This is a genomic window from Enterobacter sp. MGH85 (genome assembly GCF_001037655.1).
Lineage (GTDB): Bacteria > Pseudomonadota > Gammaproteobacteria > Enterobacterales > Enterobacteriaceae > Enterobacter > Enterobacter intestinihominis.
The window spans coordinates 3,086,538-3,107,545 of the sequence record NZ_KQ089925.1; the positions used below are offsets into that span (position 1 = coordinate 3,086,538).

The 21,008-nt window shown below is 54.5% G+C and carries 22 protein-coding genes; 7 read left to right on the plus strand and 15 right to left on the minus strand.

Translation table 11 applies throughout. The features are described 5' to 3' along the window. The gene (gene ribA, locus SK51_RS14515; RefSeq protein ID WP_013096372.1) at positions 1-591 is read right to left on the minus strand and encodes a GTP cyclohydrolase II; all 591 of its coding nucleotides are present in this window, start codon (positions 589-591) and stop codon (positions 1-3) included. 197 nt (positions 592-788) lie between these two features. On the opposite strand from ribA, the gene pgpB reads away from it, so the two are divergent. The 5 genes from pgpB (at position 789) to yciH (ending at position 4,437) form a co-directional block, all read left to right on the plus strand. Further along, positions 789-1,556 carry a phosphatidylglycerophosphatase B gene (gene pgpB / locus SK51_RS14520; protein WP_032622464.1) on the plus strand — a complete coding sequence of 256 codons (768 nt, stop codon included), beginning with the start codon at positions 789-791 and terminating at the stop codon, positions 1,554-1,556. Positions 1,557-1,704: 148 nt separating this feature from the next. Then, entirely contained in the window at positions 1,705-2,013 is a 309-nt protein-coding gene (locus SK51_RS14525) for a LapA family protein (protein WP_006810839.1), read from the plus strand. Between the two features lie 6 nt (positions 2,014-2,019). Then, on the plus strand, positions 2,020-3,189 hold the full coding sequence (lapB, locus tag SK51_RS14530; protein ID WP_003856819.1) for a lipopolysaccharide assembly protein LapB: 1,170 nt from the start codon (positions 2,020-2,022) through the stop codon (positions 3,187-3,189). 184 nt (positions 3,190-3,373) lie between these two features. Continuing rightward, complete coding sequence (gene pyrF / locus SK51_RS14535; RefSeq protein ID WP_023306389.1) at positions 3,374-4,111, plus strand: orotidine-5'-phosphate decarboxylase; 738 nt, start codon at positions 3,374-3,376, stop codon at positions 4,109-4,111. Further along, positions 4,111-4,437 carry a stress response translation initiation inhibitor YciH gene (gene yciH / locus SK51_RS14540; RefSeq protein ID WP_023306388.1) on the plus strand — a complete coding sequence of 109 codons (327 nt, stop codon included), beginning with the start codon at positions 4,111-4,113 and terminating at the stop codon, positions 4,435-4,437. Before pyrF ends, yciH begins: the two co-directional genes overlap by 1 nt. Positions 4,438-4,541: 104 nt before the next feature. Here the strand turns inward: yciH and osmB are convergent, their stop codons facing one another. The 3 genes from osmB to SK51_RS14555 all read right to left on the minus strand — a co-directional run bounded on the left by osmB (position 4,542) and on the right by SK51_RS14555 (position 5,995). Beyond that, positions 4,542-4,760, minus strand: coding sequence for an osmotically-inducible lipoprotein OsmB (gene osmB, locus SK51_RS14545; RefSeq protein WP_003856823.1), 219 nt, complete (start codon positions 4,758-4,760; stop codon positions 4,542-4,544). A gap of 262 nt (positions 4,761-5,022) precedes the next feature. Beyond that, positions 5,023-5,775, minus strand: a complete 753-nt coding sequence (gene yciT / locus SK51_RS14550) for a DNA-binding transcriptional regulator YciT (RefSeq protein ID WP_023306387.1) — start codon at positions 5,773-5,775, stop codon at positions 5,023-5,025. 37 nt (positions 5,776-5,812) lie between these two features. Then, complete coding sequence (locus SK51_RS14555) at positions 5,813-5,995, minus strand: YciZ family protein (RefSeq protein ID WP_022648315.1); 183 nt, start codon at positions 5,993-5,995, stop codon at positions 5,813-5,815. A gap of 191 nt (positions 5,996-6,186) precedes the next feature. Between SK51_RS14555 and SK51_RS14560 the strand changes: the two genes are divergently transcribed. Beyond that, positions 6,187-7,056, plus strand: a complete 870-nt coding sequence (locus SK51_RS14560; RefSeq protein ID WP_022648314.1) for a crotonase/enoyl-CoA hydratase family protein — start codon at positions 6,187-6,189, stop codon at positions 7,054-7,056. On the opposite strand, the gene pdeR is transcribed toward SK51_RS14560, so the two are convergent. From pdeR to SK51_RS14585, 5 genes are all read right to left on the minus strand, one after another. Beyond that, entirely contained in the window at positions 7,053-9,041 is a 1,989-nt protein-coding gene (gene pdeR, locus SK51_RS14565; RefSeq protein ID WP_048206781.1) for a cyclic di-GMP phosphodiesterase, read from the minus strand. The two genes, SK51_RS14560 and pdeR, sit on opposite strands and share 4 nt — an antisense overlap. Before the next feature lie 206 nt (positions 9,042-9,247). Further along, entirely contained in the window at positions 9,248-11,182 is a 1,935-nt protein-coding gene (locus tag SK51_RS14570; protein WP_023306386.1) for an exoribonuclease II, read from the minus strand. A gap of 88 nt (positions 11,183-11,270) precedes the next feature. Further along, positions 11,271-12,257: an oxidoreductase gene (locus SK51_RS14575; protein WP_032676207.1), complete on the minus strand. Its 987-nt coding sequence runs from the start codon at positions 12,255-12,257 to the stop codon at positions 11,271-11,273. Between the two features lie 153 nt (positions 12,258-12,410). Continuing rightward, positions 12,411-13,199, minus strand: a complete 789-nt coding sequence (gene fabI, locus SK51_RS14580) for an enoyl-ACP reductase FabI (RefSeq protein ID WP_003856831.1) — start codon at positions 13,197-13,199, stop codon at positions 12,411-12,413. Positions 13,200-13,480: 281 nt separating this feature from the next. Further along, the gene (locus SK51_RS14585; RefSeq protein WP_023306384.1) at positions 13,481-13,882 is read right to left on the minus strand and encodes a RidA family protein; all 402 of its coding nucleotides are present in this window, start codon (positions 13,880-13,882) and stop codon (positions 13,481-13,483) included. Between the two features lie 133 nt (positions 13,883-14,015). Here SK51_RS14585 and SK51_RS14590 point away from each other — a divergent pair, with 133 nt between their 5' ends. Next, positions 14,016-14,606 carry a TetR/AcrR family transcriptional regulator gene (locus SK51_RS14590; protein WP_022648309.1) on the plus strand — a complete coding sequence of 197 codons (591 nt, stop codon included), beginning with the start codon at positions 14,016-14,018 and terminating at the stop codon, positions 14,604-14,606. On the opposite strand, the gene sapF is transcribed toward SK51_RS14590, so the two are convergent. From sapF to pspF, 6 genes are all read right to left on the minus strand, one after another. Continuing rightward, a complete protein-coding gene (sapF, locus tag SK51_RS14595) occupies positions 14,603-15,409 on the minus strand; it encodes a putrescine export ABC transporter ATP-binding protein SapF (protein ID WP_003856838.1) in 807 nt (268 codons plus the stop codon). The two genes, SK51_RS14590 and sapF, sit on opposite strands and share 4 nt — an antisense overlap. Before the next feature lies 1 nt (position 15,410). Further along, positions 15,411-16,403: a putrescine export ABC transporter ATP-binding protein SapD gene (sapD, locus tag SK51_RS14600; RefSeq protein ID WP_048206782.1), complete on the minus strand. Its 993-nt coding sequence runs from the start codon at positions 16,401-16,403 to the stop codon at positions 15,411-15,413. After that, positions 16,403-17,293, minus strand: a complete 891-nt coding sequence (gene sapC / locus SK51_RS14605; RefSeq protein WP_023306383.1) for a putrescine export ABC transporter permease SapC — start codon at positions 17,291-17,293, stop codon at positions 16,403-16,405. Before sapC ends, sapD begins: the two co-directional genes overlap by 1 nt. Continuing rightward, on the minus strand, positions 17,280-18,245 hold the full coding sequence (sapB, locus tag SK51_RS14610) for a putrescine export ABC transporter permease SapB (protein WP_023306382.1): 966 nt from the start codon (positions 18,243-18,245) through the stop codon (positions 17,280-17,282). Before sapB ends, sapC begins: the two co-directional genes overlap by 14 nt. Continuing rightward, positions 18,242-19,882, minus strand: a complete 1,641-nt coding sequence (gene sapA / locus SK51_RS14615; RefSeq protein WP_023306381.1) for an ABC transporter substrate-binding protein SapA — start codon at positions 19,880-19,882, stop codon at positions 18,242-18,244. The genes sapB and sapA overlap by 4 nt, the downstream gene beginning before the upstream one ends. Before the next feature lie 88 nt (positions 19,883-19,970). Next, positions 19,971-20,963, minus strand: a complete 993-nt coding sequence (pspF, locus tag SK51_RS14620; protein ID WP_162882544.1) for a phage shock protein operon transcriptional activator — start codon at positions 20,961-20,963, stop codon at positions 19,971-19,973. Positions 20,964-21,008 lie beyond the last annotated feature (45 nt).

A 21,008-nucleotide genomic window follows, 5' to 3' on the forward strand; every position in this document is an offset into this window, starting at 1 on the left:
TTACTCGCTCAGCAGGTGCCCCATCTTTGCAGCTTTGGTATCGAGGTAGTGCGCGTTTTTCGGATTGCGGCCAACAATCAGCGGCACGCGTTCAACGATATTGATGCCCGCTTCAGTGAGGATCTCCACTTTTTTCGGGTTATTGGTCAACAGACGCACTTCGTCCACGCCCAGCAGCTTGAACATATCTGCGCAGAGGGTGAAATCGCGCTCGTCAGCAGCAAAGCCGAGCTGATGGTTTGCTTCGACGGTATCATAGCCCTGATCCTGCAACGCGTAGGCGCGGATTTTATTCAGCAGACCGATATTGCGTCCTTCCTGGCGGTGATACAGCAGCACGCCACGTCCTTCCTCTGCGATATGAGAAAGAGCGGCTTCGAGCTGGAAACCGCAGTCACAGCGCAGGCTGAAGAGCGCGTCACCGGTCAGACACTCAGAATGAACGCGGGACAGTACCGGCGTCTGCCCCGAAATGTCACCGTATACCAGGGCGACGTGATCTTGTCCGGTTGCCAGTTCTTCAAAACCCACCATCAGGAAATCGCCCCATGGGGTTGGCAGTTTGGCTTCTGCCACACGTTTAAGCTGCATGTGATTCTCCATACCAGGCTGACACGTTTCGTGCCTTTGCCCCATTTTGCTTTCTGTATTGGACTATTTTGCCACAAGCCCGGCTACTTCACCTAATCACCACCACGCTATACGGACGTTAAACGCACGATCCGACATATCCACCAGAAGGTGGAAATTCAGTTATGATTGTGGTGCTTAGTGAAAAAGGAGAGGACATGCTTTCAATTGCCAGACGCACGGCCGCAGGCGCCGCCGTATTGCTTGTTATACCCCTGATCGTTTGGTTCTCCGGCTGGATGTGGAAGCCCGGACAAAACGAGACGTGGCTGAAAGCCTTATACTGGATAACTGAGACGGTCACCCAGCCCTGGGGGATTATTACGCACGTGCTGCTCTGTGCCTGGTTCCTGTGGTGCCTGCGCTTTCGTCTTCGCGCGGCGCTGGTATTATTTGCCATTCTCGGAGGTGCCATTCTTGTCGGGCAGGGGGTGAAGTCGTGGGTGAAAGATCGCGTGCAGGAACCCCGTCCCTTTGTTATCTGGCTGGAAAAAACGCACCATATTCCGGTAGATGAGTTCTACACTTTAAAGCGTAAGGATCGCGGGGCGTTGGTGAAAGAACAGCTTGCGGAACAGCAGGATATCCCGACATTTTTACGCAAACACTGGCAAAAAGAGACCGGCTTTGCGTTTCCTTCCGGACATACGATGTTTGCTGCCAGCTGGGCGCTACTCGGCGTGGGGCTGCTTTGGCCACGTCGACGTACCCTCACGATTGCGATTTTGCTGGTCTGGGCGACAGGCGTAATGGGCAGCCGGATGCTGCTGGGTATGCACTGGCCGCGTGATTTGGTGGTGGCTACGCTGATTTCGTGGGTACTGGTTACGCTGGCGACCTGGCTTGCACAACGTTTCTGTGGGCCTCTGACGCCACCGCAGGAAGAGAAGGAAGAAATAGCCGAAAGGGAGTCAGGCGGAACCTGAAGCTTGATATTCCGCATTTTGACCATAAATCCATGAAGGGCGCATTACTTTTTCCGTTTCGCGCCCGCCACTAAAATGGTAGCTTATAAGGCTGATTGCAGTGAGTTGAACACGCTTTATACGCTCGAACCACATAACGGGAAGTCATGTGAAATATTTACTCATTTTCTTACTGGTGTTGGCGATTTTTGTCATTTCAGTCACATTGGGCGCGCAAAACGATCAACAGGTAAGTTTCAACTATCTGCTGGCGCAGGGCGAGTACCGGGTGTCGAGCCTGCTGGCTGTGTTATTCGCAGCGGGTTTTGTCATCGGATGGCTTGTATGTGGCCTGTTCTGGCTTAAGGTTCGTGTTTCCCTTGTTCGCGCTGAACGTAAAATTAAACGACTTGAACATCAACTTACGCCTGCGACTGACATTCCGGCGAGCTCTGGTGTGCCGGTAGTCAAGGAATAATCGAATATGCTGGAGTTGTTGTTTCTGCTTTTGCCTGTCGCCGCAGCCTATGGCTGGTATATGGGCCGCAGAAGCGCGCAACAAACAAAACAGGATGAAGCAAACCGACTCTCCCGTGACTACGTTGCGGGGGTGAACTTCCTGCTGAGCAATCAGCAGGATAAAGCGGTCGATCTGTTCCTCGACATGCTCAAAGAGGATACCGGCACCGTAGAGGCGCATCTCACCCTGGGAAACTTGTTCCGCTCGCGCGGAGAGGTTGACCGTGCCATTCGTATCCACCAGACCCTGATGGAAAGCGCTTCGTTGACCTATGAGCAACGGTTGCTGGCCGTTCAGCAGCTTGGACGGGATTACATGGCCGCGGGGCTTTACGATCGCGCCGAGGATATGTTCTCTCAGCTGGTGGATGAGACCGATTTCCGTATCGGTGCGCTTCAGCAACTTCTGCAAATCTACCAGGCAACCAGCGACTGGCAAAAAGCGATTGATACCGCCGAACGGCTGGTCAAACTCGGCAAAGACAAACAGCGCGTCGAAATTGCCCATTTTTACTGCGAGCTTGCCCTTCAGCAAATGGGTAGCGATGACATGGATAAGGCCATGGCATTGCTAAAAAAAGGCGCCGCGGCCGATCGCAACAGCGCCCGCATCTCGATAATGATGGGGCGGGTCTTTATGGCTAATGGTGATTACGCCAAAGCCGTGGAAAGCCTGCTTCGCGTTATCGATCAGGACAAAGAGCTGGTCAGCGAAACGCTGGAAATGCTGCAAACCTGCTATCAGCAGTTAGGTAAGCAGGATGAGTGGGTTGCATTCCTGCGCCGCTGTGTTGAAGAAAACACCGGTGCCACAGCCGAGCTGATGCTGTCGGATGTCGTCGAAGAGCACGAAGGGAGTGATACCGCCCAGGTATACATTACCCGTCAGTTGCAGCGCCATCCGACGATGCGCGTCTTCCACAAGCTGATGGATTATCATCTTAACGATGCAGAAGAAGGGCGCGCTAAAGAGAGCCTGATGGTGCTGCGAGACATGGTCGGTGAACAGGTGCGGAGCAAGCCGCGCTATCGCTGCCAGAAATGCGGCTTCACCGCCTATTCGCTCTACTGGCATTGCCCTTCCTGCCGGGCCTGGTCCACCATCAAGCCAATTCGTGGTCTGGACGGGCAGTGATTTTTTAAAACACTCCATTTTAGTTACAACATACTAAAGAGTGCATTATTTCTTTCAGCACCGTGCGGTCTGTGGTTCAGCAGGAAAAGCATTCGATTCTGTTCATTTACCCCGAGGGCAGGTAGAATGCACGCCGTTTATCTGTTCCGCGCCGCTGCGCGCCCATAGACGAAAAGGGCTGGTCATGACGTCTGTTACTTCCTCCACTTCCCGCGTAGTTACCGATTCTCCTGTAGTTGTTGCTCTGGATTACAATAACCGTGACGCCGCACTGGCCTTTGTTGATGGTATTGATCCCCGGGATTGCCGTCTTAAAGTAGGCAAAGAGATGTTTACGCTGTTCGGTCCGCAAATCGTCCGCGATCTGCACCAGCGTGGTTTCGACGTTTTCCTCGACCTGAAATTCCACGATATTCCGAATACCACTGCCCACGCCGTTGCTGCGGCGGCTGAACTGGGTGTGTGGATGGTTAACGTTCATGCCTCCGGTGGGGCACGTATGATGACGGCTGCGCGCGAAGCGCTGGTGCCGTTTGGCAATGACGCTCCGCTTCTTATCGCCGTCACCGTGCTGACCAGTATGGATGAATCTGACCTTCGTGACCTGGGTGTGACGTTGTCACCTGCCGAACATGCGGAGCGTCTGGCGCGCCTCACGCAACAGTGTGGGCTTGATGGCGTGGTCTGTTCAGCTCAGGAGGCGGTTCGCTTCAAATCTGAGTTAGGCCGCGAATTTAAACTGGTGACGCCAGGTATCCGTCCGGCAGGCAGCGAGTCAGGGGATCAGCGACGCATCATGACGCCAGAGCAGGCGCTGAGCGCGGGGGTAGACTATATGGTAATTGGTCGCCCGGTGACGAAATCCGCTTATCCGGCAGAGACTCTGAAAGCGATTAATGCATCACTGAAAAAGGGGGCATAATGCGTGATGCCAACACTCGTCTGGTCTATTCAACAGATACCGGGCGCATTGAAGAGCCAAAAGAGAAAGTTGAACGTCCGAAAGGCGATGGAATCGTGCGTATTCAGCGCCAGACCAGTGGCAGAAAAGGGAAAGGCGTTTGCCTTGTCACCGGCATTGATCTGGATGATGCAGAGCTGGTAAAGCTCGCCGCTGAGCTTAAAAAGAAGTGCGGATGCGGTGGGGCAGTAAAAGACGGCATAATTGAGATTCAGGGCGATAAGCGGGATTTAATTAAAACGCTGCTGGAAGCCAAAGGTATGAAAGTCAAACTGGCGGGCGGTTAAAATAAATGAGCCACGGACATTGCCGTGGCTCTTTTTTCTACGTGCGTAAGTCAGACCTGAAAATACAAAATATATTATTATACCGGTGAGAGCCGTTATGGTGATTATTTGCCCACCTGGTGACCGATAATACCACCTACGGCAGCACCACCTAATGTACCCAGCGTACTACCATCCGTTAATACTGCACCACCAAGCGCACCAGCACCGGCACCAATCGCGGTGTTACGGTCACGTTTAGACCAGTTAGAGCAAGCGCTCAGAGACATTGCTACAGTGATTGCCAGAACAGCGGCGGCTAATTTTTTGCTGGTAAAGGTCATAATACTTTCTCCTGAATTATCGATTCACGGAAAGGAATGCACTTTAAGTATAGACAATATCCATACTTAAATTCTGTTCCCGTGAAAGCTGGTCGCGCAGGCGTTACATCATCACGCAGGTGATAGTCACTTCCTGTTATATCGCTAATATTAATTTTACGTGTTTAGAACAGTTTCAACAGGTAAAAACTCTTAAAGGAAGGGTCGGAATACTCTCAGAGAAAGGTTTAAGTGCGCCCATTATTCGGGCGCAGCAGGATAATCAGGCCGTTTTTTTCACAATATCGACAGTCAGGCCGTCTTGTTCTAATTGCTGGCGATATTCATCGCGTAAACGCTCATCCGTGATCACACGGCTGAAGCGCGAAGCCGGACCCATCGTATAAGGGTGTACGGCGCCAAACTTAGAGCTATCGGTCAGCACAATCGCTTCACACTCTTTGGCGAGTACGGCGTTCACCACGTCTGAACGCATCATGTCGCGACCGGTAAAGCCGGTGTCGGGCTGCCAGCCGTCAATGCCAATGAATGCCTTACTGAAGTGAACCTGCTGAACATATTGACGCGTTAATGGCCCCACCATGCTTTCGCTTTTCTTCTGGTAAATGCCGCCCAGCAGAATGACCTCGCAGCGAGTTTCCTTCAACAGATGGGCGATATAGCTGCTTACGGTAATGATGGTAACGTCTTTTTGATCGGCAAGCGTGCGCGCCAGAAGGGCGTTACTGCTGCCATTTTCAATAAAGACGGTCTCACCGTTATTCACTAAGGATGCAGCAAACTCCGCCAGTTCCCGCTTGAGCGCAAAATTGTTCATCATGCGGGTTTCAACGTCCTCGCTGTCCAGTGGAACGGCATATCCGTGCGCACGCCGCAGGTAGCTCTGTTTTTCCAGAAGATTCAGATCCTGACGAATGGTGACTTCAGAAACGCCGGTAGCTTTAGCGAGATCGACTACGCTTACGCGTCCCTGATCGATCACCATCTGCAAAATGATTTGTTGTCGGGAATTCATAGCATCCATTTAAAAGGCAAGGGCGAAAACGACGTGGTTACACTTCCCACGGGGCTTTTGGTTGAGTGGATTCTGATGCGTTATCAGTGCCGTTCTCAGCCAGCAGTTCAGACTTGAGGATCTCAAGATTACGGATAGCAGAGTGATAATCGCCCGCGACAAGAATATCCAGCACAGTATCAATACGCTGTGCCACGGCTGTTGCATCAATGTTAGACATAAGCTCACCCTGAAGCGAAAAGTTAATATTATCAATGATGCAGAAAATTGATTCAAAAGAGAAGGTAAAAAATGCAATAACCAAAGTTCATAAATGAAAGTGACAAATTTAACCCCCGTATGCTGCGGGTTGTAGGGGTGGATTAGTCTAAAACTGCGCGCAACGCGCTTTTTTATAAGAGGAATTCGACTATGACAGTTATCAACCAGACAACCTGCACATTGTTTACTGATGCTGAACGATTCACTCAACTTGCGGCTTATTATGAGGCCGAACGGCGCACGGTGTGGATGATGTTACGTGCCACGCCACGGCCTTGCTTCAATCATGCGCTGATCGAGGAGATCATGAATCTCTCCTGGCTGGTTCGCCAGTCCGGATATGTCGTTGATTTTTGGGTCACCGGATCGCTGGTCCCTGACATCTACAATACCGGCGGTGATTTACAATTCTTCGTTGAGTGCATCAAAAACAACCGACGCGAAGCGTTACGCGCCTATGCCCGGGCCTGTGTGGACTGCGTTCATGCCGCCTCGCGAGGGTTTGATACCGGTGCTGTCACGCTGGCGATGGTTGAAGGAAGCGCGTTAGGGGGCGGGTTTGAAGCCGCGCTGGCGCATCATTTCATTTTGGCCCAGCGCGATGCCCGATTAGGCTTTCCGGAAATCGCGTTCAATCTATTCCCGGGCATGGGCGGTTATTCACTGGTGGCGCGTCGTGCCGGCATGAAAATGGCAGAGGCGCTGATCTATAAAGGTGAGTCGCATACGGCGGAATGGTATGAACAGCATGGTCTTGTGGATCTCTTATTCGAGCCGTTACAGAGCTATGTTTCGGTACGGACGTTTATCGACACGCTACAGCCGAAGCTGAACGGCGTAAGGGCCATGCTGCGCGCGCGTACGCGTGTCCTGCCACTTCCGCGAAGCGAGTTGATGGACATTACAGAGGATTGGGTGGATGCCGCCTTCTGCCTTGAACCGAAGGATATCGCCTACATGGAGCGGCTGGTTATGCTGCAAAATCGCCATCAGGCGACGGGCTTACGCAAAGCCAGCTAACGGACATTCCTGGCCTGATAGCGCTTTAGCCATCGCTCGAATGCGGCTGCGGGCATGGGCTTAGCAAAAAGATAACCCTGCCGTTCGTTGACGCCATTCTTCGTCAGAAAGGCGTCTTCTTTTGCACTCTCTACCCCTTCAGCAATGACCTGCAGATTCAACGCCTGTGCCACGGCGACTATCGCGCGCACGAGCGACTGTGAAATGGACTGCTTATGGATATCCCGGACGAAGGACTGGTCAAGCTTGATGGCGTCGATAGGGAAGCGCGCCAGCTGCGACAGGGAAGAGTACCCCGTACCAAAGTCATCAAGGTGAATTTGCGACCCCAGGCGGCTAAATTGCTGGATCACTGACAGGGCCAGCTCTTCATTTTCGATGAGACAGCTTTCGGTCAATTCCACGTCAATCGGGCAGTATTCAAAATTCAGGTCTTTCAGCGCCTGCTTCAGGTCACTGAAGATGGTCTGGTCCGCCAGCTGACGGGCGGAAACGTTGACCGCGACGCGCAGGTTGATCCCTTTGTCGCGCCATTTTGCCACCTGGCGCACCACATCGAGCATAACCCAGCGGCCAAGGGGCACTATCAGCCCTGACTCTTCCGCATAGGAGATAAATTCCATCGGCGGGATCAGGCCACGCTCTGGTGACTGCCAGCGCACCAGCGCCTCCAGACTTCTGACTTCGCCGCGCCAGGTCATTTTTGGCTGGTAGTGAATTAACAGCTGATCGTTATCCAGCGCTTTACGCAGGTTGGTATCCAGCCACAGATATTCAAATACGCGCTGGTTCATCTCTGGCGAGAAGACGCAGAATTTACCCCGGCCATTTTCCTTGGCGGTGTACATGGCGGTGTCGGCATTGCGAATGACGCTTTCCCGATCGTTACCGTGCTGGGGCGCAAGCGCGATACCAAGCGAGCAGCCGGTGTAAACCTCAATCAGCCCGATGCGGAAAGGCTGCCGCAGTCGGGTCAGAATGCGCGACGCCATAGCTTCCAGCGCGCCCTGCGAGGTATCGGTGGCCATCACGATAAACTCATCCCCACCCAGGCGCGCCAGGGTTTGTCCGTCGTCCAGGCAACTCAGGATCGCCAGCGCAACGGCCTGTAGCAGCTGGTCGCCAAACATATGCCCATAGGCATCGTTCACTTTTTTAAAGTTATCCAGATCGAGATAAACCACGCCCACCTGCGTTTCACCCCGGGAGGTGATGGCGTCGGAGATCAGCTCATGGATGGCATTTCGGTTAGGCAAACCGGTAATCGTATCCGTATTGGCGAGAACGCTCAGGCGCTCCTGGGCCCGACGCTCTTCCGTGATGTCGGTACCCGAACAGATGAGGAAAATTTCATTTTTCCCGCTGCCGCTGTGAACGAATTTATTTCTGAAGAGAAACAGGCGTTGCCCCTTGCGGGTCTTGATCCAGCGTTCGACTTCGTAGGAGCTGCCGTTACGAAAAAAACCGGTGATGTTGCGTTTTGAGGCCGCGGCTTCGCTGCGGCTCATGAACAGTTTAAACACGTTTTGCCCGATGACTTCCTGTTCCTTCAGGCCCGTATATTCTTCACTTAAACGGTTGAAGCGCTGAATATTCCCGTTCTGGTCGAGGATGACAATTACGGAGTTAGCTTCGGACACCACCTGTTCGGCGAAGGAGAGTCCCTGCGCCAGATCGCGCGCCACGGAAGGCGTGTCGTTCCATGCTGATGCCGTTCCCGCCCACTCATTTTTGTTAATTTTACGACCGACAAGATGGACGGGAACGTCCAAACCATACAAGGGAAGGGTCATGGCAATGCTGGCGGTGATAACGGTGAGCTGGCGAATCAGAGCAGCCTGCTCATCGTCCAGCGCAACCACCTGAACGATGTCAGCGCTTTCACTGGCAGCAAGATGCAGAGCATTGCTGTCTGCTGTTAGTCGCCACCAGGGGCTATGCGTACCCATGTAACGAAACAGCAAATTCTGCTCCAGATCGTCCATCCCGTTTTCTCCCGCGGCTGCTGAGTAGCGCACAAATTATTCATTTGCAGTCGACTATGACGGCTCTTTTTACTGTAGATAATTCTGGCGAAATGTGGCGGTAGGAAACAGAAAAGTGTGAGAAAAAACGATGATTTTGCGAGAGATAATGCTGGGGAGAACTCCCGGCCATCCCTGAACGGAACGGCCGGGAGTCTACGCGGTTATCAGGCGACAGGGCGCGCGATAATGCTGCGGGTTTCCATGCGGACTTCAGCGATGTTTACATCAATCACGTCAGTGACTTTGTAAACCGTTTCGCCTTTAATTTGCACGGTCCCGTTTTCCTGGCTACAAACCAGTTCGTCGCGAACGGCATGCAGGAACGGGGCAGGAATAAAGGCAACGGCGCCATTATCCACCAGACGCACGCGCATACCGCCGCGGCTGATGTCAATGATTTCAGCCGGGAAACGGGTGTCAGTCCCTGCCTTATCATTCAGGAAACGCGCGTACAACCAGTCGCCTACATCACGCTCCGCCATACGGTTCAGACGGCGACGCTCTGCCATCTGCAACGTAGTCTCATCCTGTGGCCGGGCAACAGATTCCCCTTTGATGATCGCTTTCAGCAGACGATGGTTAACCATGTCGCCGTACTTACGGATCGGGGAGGTCCAGGTGGCGTAAGCCTCAAGACCGAGACCGAAGTGCGGGCCTGGCTCCGTGCTGATTTCCGCAAAGGACTGGAAGCGGCGAATGCGGCTGTCAAGGAAACCTGACGGCTGTGCGTCCAGCTCGCGGCGCAGCTTGCAGAAGCCTGGCAGGGTCAGCACCTCTTCCGGATCGACGTGGACGTCATGGGTCTTGAGCAGGGCGGCCAGCGCTTCGGTGTTAGCCGGGTCAAAGCCGGTGTGCACGTTGTAAATGCCAAAGCCTAACTTGTCGCGCAGCACGCGTGCGGCGCAAATGTTGGCGGAGATCATCGCTTCTTCAACGATACGGTTGGCAATACGGCGTGGCTCGGCGACGATGTTGAGCACTTCGCCTTTTTCCCCCAGCACAAAGCGGTAGTCCGGGCGGTCCTTAAATACCAGCGCGTGGGTCTGGCGCCACTCACTGCGGCTCTGGCAGACGCGATGCAGCAGACGAATTTGCGCAGCGATATTATCGGATTCAGGCTTCCAGCTGCCGGTATTTTCCAGCCAGTCGGACACGTTGTCATAAGCCAGTTTGGCTTTGGATTCGATGGTGGCGGCGAAGAATTCGATATCTTCTTCAATGGTACCGTCAGCCGCGATGGTCATGCGGCAGGCCAGTACCGGACGCACTTCATGGGGACGCAGGGAGCAGAGATCGTCGGAAAGCTCGCGCGGCAGCATCGGGATGTTGAAGCCCGGCAGGTAGTTGGTGAACGAACGCACTTTGGCCATTTCGTCCAGCTTGCTGCCTTCGACAATCCATGCGGTAGGGTCGGCGATGGCGACGGTCAGATGCATTTTGCCATCCGCTGCCTCTTCGGCATACAGCGCATCGTCCATATCCTCGGTGCTGGCGCTGTCGATGGTGACAAAGTCCAGCGCTGTCAGATCGCGACGCTCAAGACCTTCGTCCTGCATTTTGGTCGCGACGCCATCCGGCGCTTCTTTTTCGAGGTTGTGGCGCGCCAGCGTCACCCACCATGGGACGAAATGGTCGTCGCCAAAGGTGATGAACTGGGTCAGCTCGGCGTAGAAACCGCGATCGCCTTTTAAAGGATGACGGCGCATTTCGGCAACCGCCCAGTCACCCTCGACAAAGTCATGCTCAACGTCACGCGCGGCGCGGCAAGGGATGGCATCTTTCAGGAGAGGATGATCCGGTACGATAGAAAGACGATCGTCTTTTTTATGCACTTTCCCGACAAAGCGGGTCAGGAAAGGTTCGATCAGTGCTTCCGGCTCGGCAGACTCTCGTTCCTTTTCGGTATGAATAACGGCCGAAATGCGGTCGCCATGCATCACTTTCTTCATCTGAGGAGGCGGAATGAAGTAGCTCTTCTGTCCGTCAACTTCAAGAAAGCCAAAGCCCTTTTCCGTGGCTTTTACGACCCCTTCTGCACGGGGCGTCTGGGAATGCAGTTGCTGTTTAAGCTGCGCTAGCAGCGGGTTGTCCTGAAACATAATGTTCTATTTTCGTAGCCATTGAGCGGCTGACAGTTTTACGCGATTCTCACTGCTACAGCAAGCGCTCTTTAGGTAAAGCGTGTGGTTATTCCTCTTTGCCAAGCGCCACGCGAAGACGGTCCAGCCAGCCATTAAAAGCGCCGTGGGTTAACAGGTTAATTGCCTTGCCCGGTGGGATACCGGCCTCCGTGAGAGGCGTTAACTGGGCGGCGCTAAAACGATCGGGAGACGTAAGCAGCAGCGCATGGGCGGCTGAGAGCGATGCAGATGGCTGGGCTTCGCTTTGTGGGTGGTTAACCAGTATCTCGCCCGTCAGATTCAGCAGCATCGGCTCATGGCAGAGAACCGGCGTGAGCGCTGAAAGCGCAGGTTCGGCCTGCCAGCGTGAGAGCGCCTCAAGTTGAACCGCACTGGCATATTTTAGTTCGACTACGGGCTGGGTGGCTGTCCATCGGGTAAAGCTCAGCGGTAGTGTATGGGGCTGAATGTGGTGTCCCGGTAGCCAGCGTACCGGATGGCCAAGCAGCGCCTGAAACACTGCAACCGCCCGCGCCTGAAAACCAGTAAAGCCGATGATCTGGTTGATAAGCACAATGTCATACGTTGTCAGTCCCACCTCATCAAGCTGAGTTTGCGCTTTATCGTCAATGACGTCCGGAGAGCTCGCCAGCTGGCGGGCATACTGAGTGATTTCTGCAAGGCGTCGATTGCTTTCCCGGGAAGAGTCGGGGCCCGGAAGGGGGGCGAGGAGCGCCGCGTAGTGGTTACAGAGCCGCTGGACGCCACACGCCTGGGAAACCGTCAACGCCGTGCTCAGTCTGTCGTAGGCGCTAAGCGTGTGCAGACGGTTCACGGGAGTATCGAGCGGGAATAAGAGGCGGCACAAGGTTCGGGCTGGCGTAAGCCACCCACAACAGCTTGCGGCAATGTCGTCAGGCAGGGCTAAATCGAGCAAAAAACGATCGTCGACGTTAGCGGCTTCAGGCACCAGCGGCAGAACGTCCGTCTGCGAATGATTCGACTGGGTTTCGTGATACCAGTGGCCTTTGCCGGAAAAACGGCGTTGTTCCATGGGCGTTCCTTGATCTCAAAATGGCGATCAATATCCTGGCGTAAGGCGGATGAGGGGAAAAATATTGTTAGGTGATAACAAATAGCAGAACGGAATAACGAAGTGCGGGGAGGGGAGAAAACTCTCTTCCCAGGCGGGAAGAGAGTAACAGACTTATTTGATTTCCAGCTCGTTCATGGCAGCGATGTTGAAGCCGCCGTCCACGTGAACCACTTCGCCGGAGATACCTGCGGAAAGGTCAGAGCACAGGAATGCCGCAGAGTTACCCACATCTTCGATGGTAACGGTACGACGAATCGGGGTAACCGCTTCGCAATGTGCCAGCATTTTACGGAAATCTTTGATCCCGGAAGCGGCCAGAGTACGGATTGGACCCGCAGAAATTGCGTTAACACGCACGCCTTCAGGACCCATTGCGTTCGCCATATAGCGCACGTTGGCTTCCAGAGACGCTTTCGCCAGACCCATAACGTTGTAGTTAGGGATAGCGCGTTCTGCGCCCAGGTAGGACAGGGTCAGCAGGGCTGCGCCCGGGTTCAGCATCGCGCGGCAGGATTTTGCCATCGCAACGAAGCTGTAGGAGCTGATGTCATGGGCGATTTTGAAGCCATCACGGGTAACCGCGTTCACGTAGTCGCCGTCCAGCTGATCGCCCGGAGCGAAGCCGATGGAGTGAACGAAACCGTCGAATTTCGGCCATGCTTTAGCCAGTTCAGCAAACATGCCATCAATGCTTTCGTCTTGTGCAACGTCACATTCCAGAACAATGCTGGAACCCAGCTGCGCGGCAAATTCTTCAACACGGCCTTTCAGCTTGTCGTTCTGGTAGGTGAACGCCAGCTCAGCGCCTTCGCGATGCATAGCCTGTGCGATGCCGTATGCGATGGACAGTTTGCTGGCAACGCCAGTTACCAGAATGCGCTTACCGGAAAGAAAACCCATAGCTTTAATCCTTATATTCATTGCTTATTTTGCCTTGTAATTCATAGCGTTACAGGCAGTATTTCAAAATCATTCGAAATTAGCTCGAAATTATAGCCCACTCACAGCCCCTTGTGTCACGATATTTCTCGCTCACGTGCCGTGACTGGGCGCACGAAAGACGTTGAACTGACTCTTTATCAGGCTATTTCGTGTGTATTCCAGCAGTATATCACCAGGTGCTGGGTTCGCCTCATCCAACCAGAGGTTGGCCAGAAGCTTCACGCTAAGACGGCCGGATATTAATTCGCTGGCGAGGGGATTCGGGCAATAACCTTAATTTCAAAATCAAATCCGGCCAGCCAGTTAACGCCGATAGCCGTCCAGTTTGGGTAAGGTGGCTGCGGAAACGCCAGTTTTTTCACCTCCATGATGACGGGGAACTGGTTTTCTGGATCGGTATGAAACGTCGTGACATCAATCAGATCGTCAAAAGTGCATCCTGCGGCGGCCAAAGTCGCCTGTAAATTATCGAATGCCAACTGCACCTGAGCGGCGAAATCAGGCTCAGGCGTGCCATCGCTGCGGCTGCCGACCTGACCGGAAACAAATAACAGATCGCCAGAGCGAATGGCAGCCGAATAGCCATGCTCATCATAAAGGGCATGTCGATTGGCAGGGAAGACAGGATTACGTTGATGCATGGCATTTCCTTTTCTGTCAGAGGCGTTGTTGTGGTTACTTAAGAGAAGTAACATACGCAATGTATGTGAAAAAAATGTAATTCACATACGCCTCGTATGTCAAATTAAAAATATCGCTTTTATAGGAAGTTCTATGGCTACAAAACGTCGTGCTGAAACAGCTCAGGAAAATCGCGAAAAATTGATTCATGCGGCGCGAAAGGCGTTTGCTGAGAAAGGCTTTGCTGCAGCGTCGATGGATGAACTGACGGCAAGCGTGGGGTTAACGCGCGGTGCGCTGTATCATAATTTCAGAGATAAGAAAGGGTTACTGGCGGCGGTGGTCGCGCAGATAGACAGCGAAATGGCGGGCAACGCGAAAGCCGTTGCCGCGGCCACAGACGATGATTGGGAGAGACTGCTGGCGGAAGGCATCGCCTACATCAACATGGCGCTCGTTCCGGAAGTTCAGCGTATCGTGCTTCTTGACGGTCCGGCCGTTCTGGGCGATCCGGCGCAATGGCCCAGCCAGAACAGCTGTCTTGAGTCGACCCGCCAGACCATCGAAAAATTAATCGAACGCAACGTGCTTAAAAAAATGGATGCGAAAGTCGCAGCCCATCTGTTGAACGGCGTTGCGCTGAATGCTGCCTTGATGATTGCCGCGAGTGATGAGCCGCAGAAGACGCTGCCGCATGCCATTGAGGTGTTTACTCTGCTGGCAAGCGGGTTACGCAACGGCTAACGATCTTTCCGCCACGCATCGGCCGTCAATGCTTCACCAAAGTGTCCGGCAATCAGGCGTTTTGTCAGGTCGTGGAGCGGGGAGGCCAGCACGTCAGCGGTACTGCCGCGCTCAACGACTTCACCCTGGTGCATCACCAGCACCTGATCGCTGATGTGCTTCATCATGCCCAGGTGCTGAGTCACGTAGATATACGAGATCCCCTGCTTTTCCTGTAACTCCAGCATCAGGTTAATGAGCTGCGAACGCATCGACATATCCAGCGACGCCAGCGCTTCGTCGGCGATGATGACCTTCGGGCGCAGGATCAGCGCGCGGGCCAGACCGAGACGCTGTTTTTGGCCCGGGGCCAGCATGTGCGGGTAATAGCTGACATGGTCGGGCAGGAGGCCTACCAGACGCAGGGTTTCGACAATCCGTTTGCGACGCGCTTCCGGCTCTAGGTCGGTATTCAACCGCAGCGGGAAATCCAGGATCTGGGAAATACGCTGGCGCGGGTTCAGGGACGTCGACGGATCCTGAAAAATCATCCGGATGCGCTGACTGCGAAAAGAGTAGTCCCCAAATTCCAGAGGATGATCGTCAATCAGTATTTCACCGCCGCTCGGCTCGACCATACCCGCGAGCATTTTTGCCAGGGTCGATTTGCCCGAGCCGTTTTCACCGATAATCGCCAGCGTCTGCTTTTCGCGCAGCGTAAAGCTCAGGGGTTTAACAGCCTCGACGGTCTGACGGTGAAACAGGCCGGTGCGATAGCGAAAGGTCTTACTCAGGTTACGTACTTCCAGTAAGGTTTCGACCATTTCACTCTCTCTCCATGTTCAGCGGGAAATGACAGGCAAACAGATGATTTTTCGGCCCTGTCAGGCGCGGTGTTTCAATGCATTTACGCTGAGCATACGGGCAACGCGGACCCAGACGGCAGCCAATGGGCAGCGATTCCAGCAGCGGTATCGCGCCAGGCAGAGTATTCAGACGGCTCTTGTGTGGCATTGCGCTGCCGAAATCAGGGATCGCCCTGATCAGCGCCTGCGTGTAGGGATGATGCGGCGTCGTCACCAGGTCTTCACTTGGCGCGGTTTCTACCGTTTGTCCGCAATACATCACGTCAATTTTATCCGCCCACTTGCTCAACATTTGTAGGTCATGGCTGATCAGCAAAATGGTGGTGTTGTTATTCTGGTTCAGACGCGTGAGCAGGCGGAAAATCTGCGCCTGAGTCGTTGGCTCCATCGCGTTCGTCGGTTCGTCCGCAATCAGCAGACGCGGCTGATTGGCCAGGGCGATAGCAATCATCACTTTCTGGCATTCACCGTCGGTCAGTTCGTAGGGGAAACTGCACATCGCGTCTTTATGGTCTTTGATCCCCACACGGTGCAATAGCTCAATGGCACGGCGTTTACGCCAGCCGAAACGCTGCCACCAGCGGCCTTTATAGGTCCAGCCGGGGATATTCTGCATCAGCTGTTTCCCAACGCGCTCGGACGGATCGAGACAGGATTGCGGCTCCTGAAAAATCATCGAGACGTTATGGCCCACCAGTTTACGGCGTTCGCGCGGGGAGAGACGCAACAGATCGATGTCGTCGAAACGCATACGGTCGGCGGTCACCCGCCAGTTGTCCTTCGCCACGCCGCAAATGGCTTTGGCGATTAGACTCTTACCGGAACCCGATTCGCCCACCAGCCCGCGTATTTCGCCCTCTGCGAGCGTAATACTGATGCGATCCACCGCTTTAACCCAGCCTTCGCCCGTTTTAATTTCGATCGTGAGGTTGCGGATATCAAGTAACGGCATTATTGCACCCCCGCATTGATTGCGCGGCGGATCCCGTCGCTAAGCAGGTTAACGAGCAGAACGCTCACCATAATGGCCGCGCCCGGCAGCATGACCGTCCACGGCGCAACGTAAATCAGCTCCAGCGCATCGCCGAGCATTGCGCCCCATTCCGGGGAGGGGAGCTGTGCGCCCAGGTCCAGGAAGCCCAGCGCTGCGATATCAAGAATCGCCATCGACAGGGCGCGGGTGATCTCCGTCACCAGCCCGGCGGCAATGTTAGGCAGCACGGCAAACCACAAAATATTAAACGTGGTGGCACCGTCCAGACGGGCGGCGACGACATATTCTTTCTCCAGTTCGTCGTGAACCAGGCTGTAAACCGATCGCACCATGCGGGGCAGAATGGCCAGCCAGACGGCGAACATCGCATGTGTGAGGTGCGGCCCCGCGAAGGCCACGACGATAATCGCCAGCAGCAGCGAAGGAATCGAGAGCAAGGTATCAAGAATATGATTAAGCACGGCAGACCGCAGCCCATGGGTAGAGCCGGCAAAAATGCCCAGCGCAAGGCCGCATATCGCGGCGGCCAGGGTGACCACGAACGCGCCGCCTACCGTAGGTGCGGCGCCGCTCAGTAAACGACTTAGCACGTCGCGTCCGAGATCGTCAGTCCCCAGGAAGAACGAAACCTCCCCGTAACGCGACCACGATGGCGGTAAAAGCTGATAACCAAGGAACTGCTGATCGATGCCATACGGCGCAAACCACGAACCCAAAACACACAGCAACACGAGGCCAATGCAGCCGTAAAAGCCGATCATCGCCGTGGTGTCGCCGTAGAAATTACGCCACACGGTGCGTAGCGCACCAGGCGTGCGCTTTTCGCTGTAGACGTTATCGTAAGGCATACCATTCCTTATGCTTCAACGGGTTGGCCATGGCACCCAAAATATCGGAAACAACGTTAACAATAATAACCAGCGAGCCAATCACCATCACTCCGGCGGAGATCGCAGCGTAATCCTGCTGGCGAATGGCGTTGATCATCCAGCGTCCAAGGCCCGGCCAGCTGAAAACCATCTCGGTGATCATCGCCAGCGTCAGCATGGTTGAGAATTGCAGCCCAAGCCGTGGGATTACCGGCGGCAACGCATTGTGCAGCACATGGCGACGTAGAATCGTCAGGCGAGACAGTCCGCGTGTGGCGGCGGCTTTCACATAGTTTTGATCGAAGACTTCGATAGTGCTGATGCGCATCAGGCGGATCACTTCGGTCGTCGGTGCGACGGCCAGCGTGAGCACTGGCAGCACCATATGGCGCATGGCGCTCACGATCATTTCGTCGCGCCAGACTGAATCGGAAAGCCAGGCGTCAACGATGGCGAAGCCGCTCACCGTTTGCACGTTATACAGCAGGTCGAAACGGCCAGACACCGGAAGCCAGCCTAACGTCAGTGAGAAGAAGAGGGTAAGCAGCAGCGCCAGCCAGAAAACAGGGATGGAAAAGCCAATTAAGGCAAGCGCGCTGATGAATTTATCCTGCCATTTATTGCGATAAATTCCCGCCAGCATCCCCACCGGGATCCCCACCATGAGGGCAAAGCCAAAGGCGAGTATACACAGCTCCATGGTGGCCGGGAAAACCATCTTCAGCTGCTCAGAGATGAGCTGTCCGTTGATGCTGGACACGCCAAAATCCCAGTGCAACAGGCCGTTAAACCAGAACAGCCAGGCGTCCCAGAGGGATGAGCCCTGAAGCGGGGCGTGCGGCGTAAAGTAGCTAAGGCTAAAGCCGACAAAGGTCAGGAAGAACAGGGTGACCAGCAGTAACAGCAGCCGCCGCAAGGTAAATATAATCATGGTTTTTTCACCTCTTGTTCTTTCTCACGAGTCACGCCCGCGAAGGAGGCGTTACCAAACGGGCTGAGTACCAGCCCTTTTATATCGTAACGGTAGGCCTGAAGGCGCAGGGAAGAGGCAAGCGGCAACACGGGAAGCTCTCTGGCCAGAATATTTTGCGCTTCATCGTAGGCCTCAATGCGTGAAGCAAGCTGTTGAGATGAGAGGGCTTTTTTCAGCACAGCATCAAATTCCCGGTTACACCAGTGCGCGTAGTTGGTCTGGGAGTTGATCGCCGCACAGCTCAGCAGCGGACGGAAGAAGCTGTCCGGGTCGTTACTGTCGGTAGACCAGCCAGCCAGCGTTAAGTCGTGATTCATGTCCATCAGACGCGCCTCCTGGAAACGGCCTTCGACAGGAACGATGATCACCTTCACGCCCACCTGGGCCATATCTGCCTGCAACAGTTCGGCGGTTTTCAGCGGGCTAGGGTTCCACGCCTGAGAGCTGGTGGGTACCCACAGCTGAAGCGTCAGGTTTTCTGCCCCCAGTGCTTTAAGCTGTTCGCGCGCTTTCGCCGGATTATATTCCGTGATCTTCGCCTCGCCGTCATAGGCCCAGGAGGCGCGGGGCAGAATAGAGGCGGCAGTTTCCGCGGTGCCGTAATAAATCGACTGCATCAGACGCTGATTGTTGATCGCTAACGCCAGCGCATGGCGCACGGCCGGATTATTCAGCGGTGGCTTATCGGTGTTAAACGCCAGATAGGCGATGTTCATTCCCGGGCGTAGGGTCAGGCGCAGGCGGGGGTCGTCGCGCAAAATAGTCAACTGGCTGGCCGCAGGCCACGCAAGGACGTCGCACTCACCGGTCAGCAGTTTGGAGAGGCGGCCTGTTCCACCTGAACCCAGATCAACAATAACCTGCGGCATCAGCGGTTTGCCGCGCCAGAAATGATCGTGTCGTTGCAGGCGAATGTATTGTCCGGCGCGGTACTCAGCTAACTGGAAGGGTCCTGTGCCCACAGGCTCACGATCGAGACGTTCCTGACGATCCTTTTTCGTCAGCTGATCCGCGTATTCGGCTGACATGACGGACGCGTAGTGCGTCGCCAGGTGCCAGAGGAAGGAGGCGTCCGGGCGCGTCAGGCGAAACTCAACCGTGCGGTTATCCAGCTTACGAACGCTTTTGACCGTGTCCGCGAATTGCAGACTGTCGAAGTAGGGGAAGTTTCCGCCGTTAACGTTATGCCACGGATGGTTGCGGTTAAAGATGCGCTGGAAGGTGAAAACCACGTCATCCGCGTTGAGCTTGCGGGTTGGGGTAAACCACGGGGTGTGCTGAAAAGCCACATCATCGCGTAGACGGAAGCGGTACGTGGCGCCGTTATCAAGCACTTCCCAACTTTCAGCAAGCTCCGGAACCAGCCGATAGGTATAAGGATCGACGTCGAGCAGGCGATCGTAAATCTGTGCGGCCAGCGTATCAACAATCACGCCGCTCCCCGCTTTTTGCGGGTTAAAGGTATCAACTTGCCCGCTGACGCAATAGACGAAACCACTATCACGAATATCAGGAGGCGCAGTACGATCGGGCGCAGCAAAGGCCAGATTGCTGAACAGACCGAGTGCAAACAGGGATGATAAAACCAGGCGCATAGTTTTTAAGGTTTTTAGATTCGATCTGCAAAGTGTATCGCACTTACGCCTGCTTCGTAAAAATGTCTGGGGGTAAGTGCTGATAATGTCAGCGCATTTGATGTTTTTTGAGCAATGCCCTTAACTGATGGTAGGTCAGACCCAGCAGTTCAGCTGCCCGTTTCTGGTTATATTTCGCCTCTTTCAGGCTCCGTTCCAGCAGTTGCTGCTCCTGCTGATGCTGGAACTGGCGTAAATCGAGCGGCAACGCCGGATCATGCTGGCGCGCCGCCGGAGCAAGGGGCTGTTTAACCTCGCGCCGAAACGGATCGAGAATAATGTTGTCCAGTTCGGTCTCGCTGCTGCCATGACGGTAAACAGACCGTTCCACCACGTTTTTCAGTTCACGGATATTCCCCGGCCAGTGGTAACCGAGCAGGGTCTCGGTGGCCTGTTCGCTGAAGCCCGGAAAGAGCGGCAGGCCCAGTTCCCGGCACATCTGAATGGCAAATTGATCGGCCAGCAGCATGATATCGCTGCGCCGCTCACGCAGCGGCGGCAACTGGACGACATCGAAAGCCAGCCGGTCCAGCAGGTCGGCGCGGAATTTATCTTCTGCCACCATCGCGGGCAGATCGGCGTTAGTGGCGCACACCAGGCGAACGTTAACCTGAAGCGGCTGACTTCCGCCAACGCGTTCCAGTTCGCCATACTCAATGACGCGCAGCAGCTTTTCCTGTACCAGCATTGGCGCGGTCGCCAGCTCGTCGAGAAAGAGCGTTCCGCCATCGGCACGTTCAAAACGACCGGGGTGCCGTTTTTGTGCGCCAGTAAACGCGCCGGCTTCATGACCGAAAAGCTCCGTGTCGAGCAGATTTTCATTCAGCGCCGCGCAGTTAAGCGAAATAAAAGGCCCGTCCCAGCGGCCAGACAGAAAGTGCAGACGGTTAGCGATAAGTTCCTTACCCGTTCCGCGCTCACCGATAATGAGCACCGGTTTATTCAGCGGCGCCAGGCGCGATACCTGCTCAAGCACTTCCAGGAAGCTGTTTGCCTCGCCAAGCAAATTGTCTTTATATTCAGCCATGATGAAATTAACCACTCCTTAGTGATATTCACCAGGTGAGAATAGCCGCTGGATGGATAA

Bases quoted from the DNA above. Each gene is read 5' to 3' on its own strand.
- yciH (WP_023306388.1), top strand. From the start codon at position 4,111: ATGCGTGATGCCAACACTCGTCTGGTCTATTCAACAGATACCGGGCGC.
- ribA (WP_013096372.1), bottom strand. From the start codon at position 591: ATGCAGCTTAAACGTGTGGCAGAAGCCAAACTGCCAACCCCATGGGGC.
- yciT (WP_023306387.1), bottom strand. From the start codon at position 5,775: ATGAATTCCCGACAACAAATCATTTTGCAGATGGTGATCGATCAGGGA.
- fabI (WP_003856831.1), bottom strand. From the start codon at position 13,199: ATGGGTTTTCTTTCCGGTAAGCGCATTCTGGTAACTGGCGTTGCCAGC.
- SK51_RS14585 (WP_023306384.1), bottom strand. From the start codon at position 13,882: ATGCATCAACGTAATCCTGTCTTCCCTGCCAATCGACATGCCCTTTAT.
- SK51_RS14575 (WP_032676207.1), bottom strand. From the start codon at position 12,257: ATGGAACAACGCCGTTTTTCCGGCAAAGGCCACTGGTATCACGAAACC.
- lapB (WP_003856819.1), top strand. From the start codon at position 2,020: ATGCTGGAGTTGTTGTTTCTGCTTTTGCCTGTCGCCGCAGCCTATGGC.
- osmB (WP_003856823.1), bottom strand. From the start codon at position 4,760: ATGACCTTTACCAGCAAAAAATTAGCCGCCGCTGTTCTGGCAATCACT.
- pyrF (WP_023306389.1), top strand. From the start codon at position 3,374: ATGACGTCTGTTACTTCCTCCACTTCCCGCGTAGTTACCGATTCTCCT.
- sapA (WP_023306381.1), bottom strand. From the start codon at position 19,882: ATGCGCCTGGTTTTATCATCCCTGTTTGCACTCGGTCTGTTCAGCAAT.
- SK51_RS14555 (WP_022648315.1), bottom strand. From the start codon at position 5,995: ATGTCTAACATTGATGCAACAGCCGTGGCACAGCGTATTGATACTGTG.
- pdeR (WP_048206781.1), bottom strand. From the start codon at position 9,041: ATGGACGATCTGGAGCAGAATTTGCTGTTTCGTTACATGGGTACGCAT.
- SK51_RS14570 (WP_023306386.1), bottom strand. From the start codon at position 11,182: ATGTTTCAGGACAACCCGCTGCTAGCGCAGCTTAAACAGCAACTGCAT.
- sapC (WP_023306383.1), bottom strand. From the start codon at position 17,293: ATGCCTTACGATAACGTCTACAGCGAAAAGCGCACGCCTGGTGCGCTA.
- sapF (WP_003856838.1), bottom strand. From the start codon at position 15,409: ATGGTCGAAACCTTACTGGAAGTACGTAACCTGAGTAAGACCTTTCGC.
- sapB (WP_023306382.1), bottom strand. From the start codon at position 18,245: ATGATTATATTTACCTTGCGGCGGCTGCTGTTACTGCTGGTCACCCTG.
- SK51_RS14590 (WP_022648309.1), top strand. From the start codon at position 14,016: ATGGCTACAAAACGTCGTGCTGAAACAGCTCAGGAAAATCGCGAAAAA.
- SK51_RS14560 (WP_022648314.1), top strand. From the start codon at position 6,187: ATGACAGTTATCAACCAGACAACCTGCACATTGTTTACTGATGCTGAA.
- pgpB (WP_032622464.1), top strand. From the start codon at position 789: ATGCTTTCAATTGCCAGACGCACGGCCGCAGGCGCCGCCGTATTGCTT.
- sapD (WP_048206782.1), bottom strand. From the start codon at position 16,403: ATGCCGTTACTTGATATCCGCAACCTCACGATCGAAATTAAAACGGGC.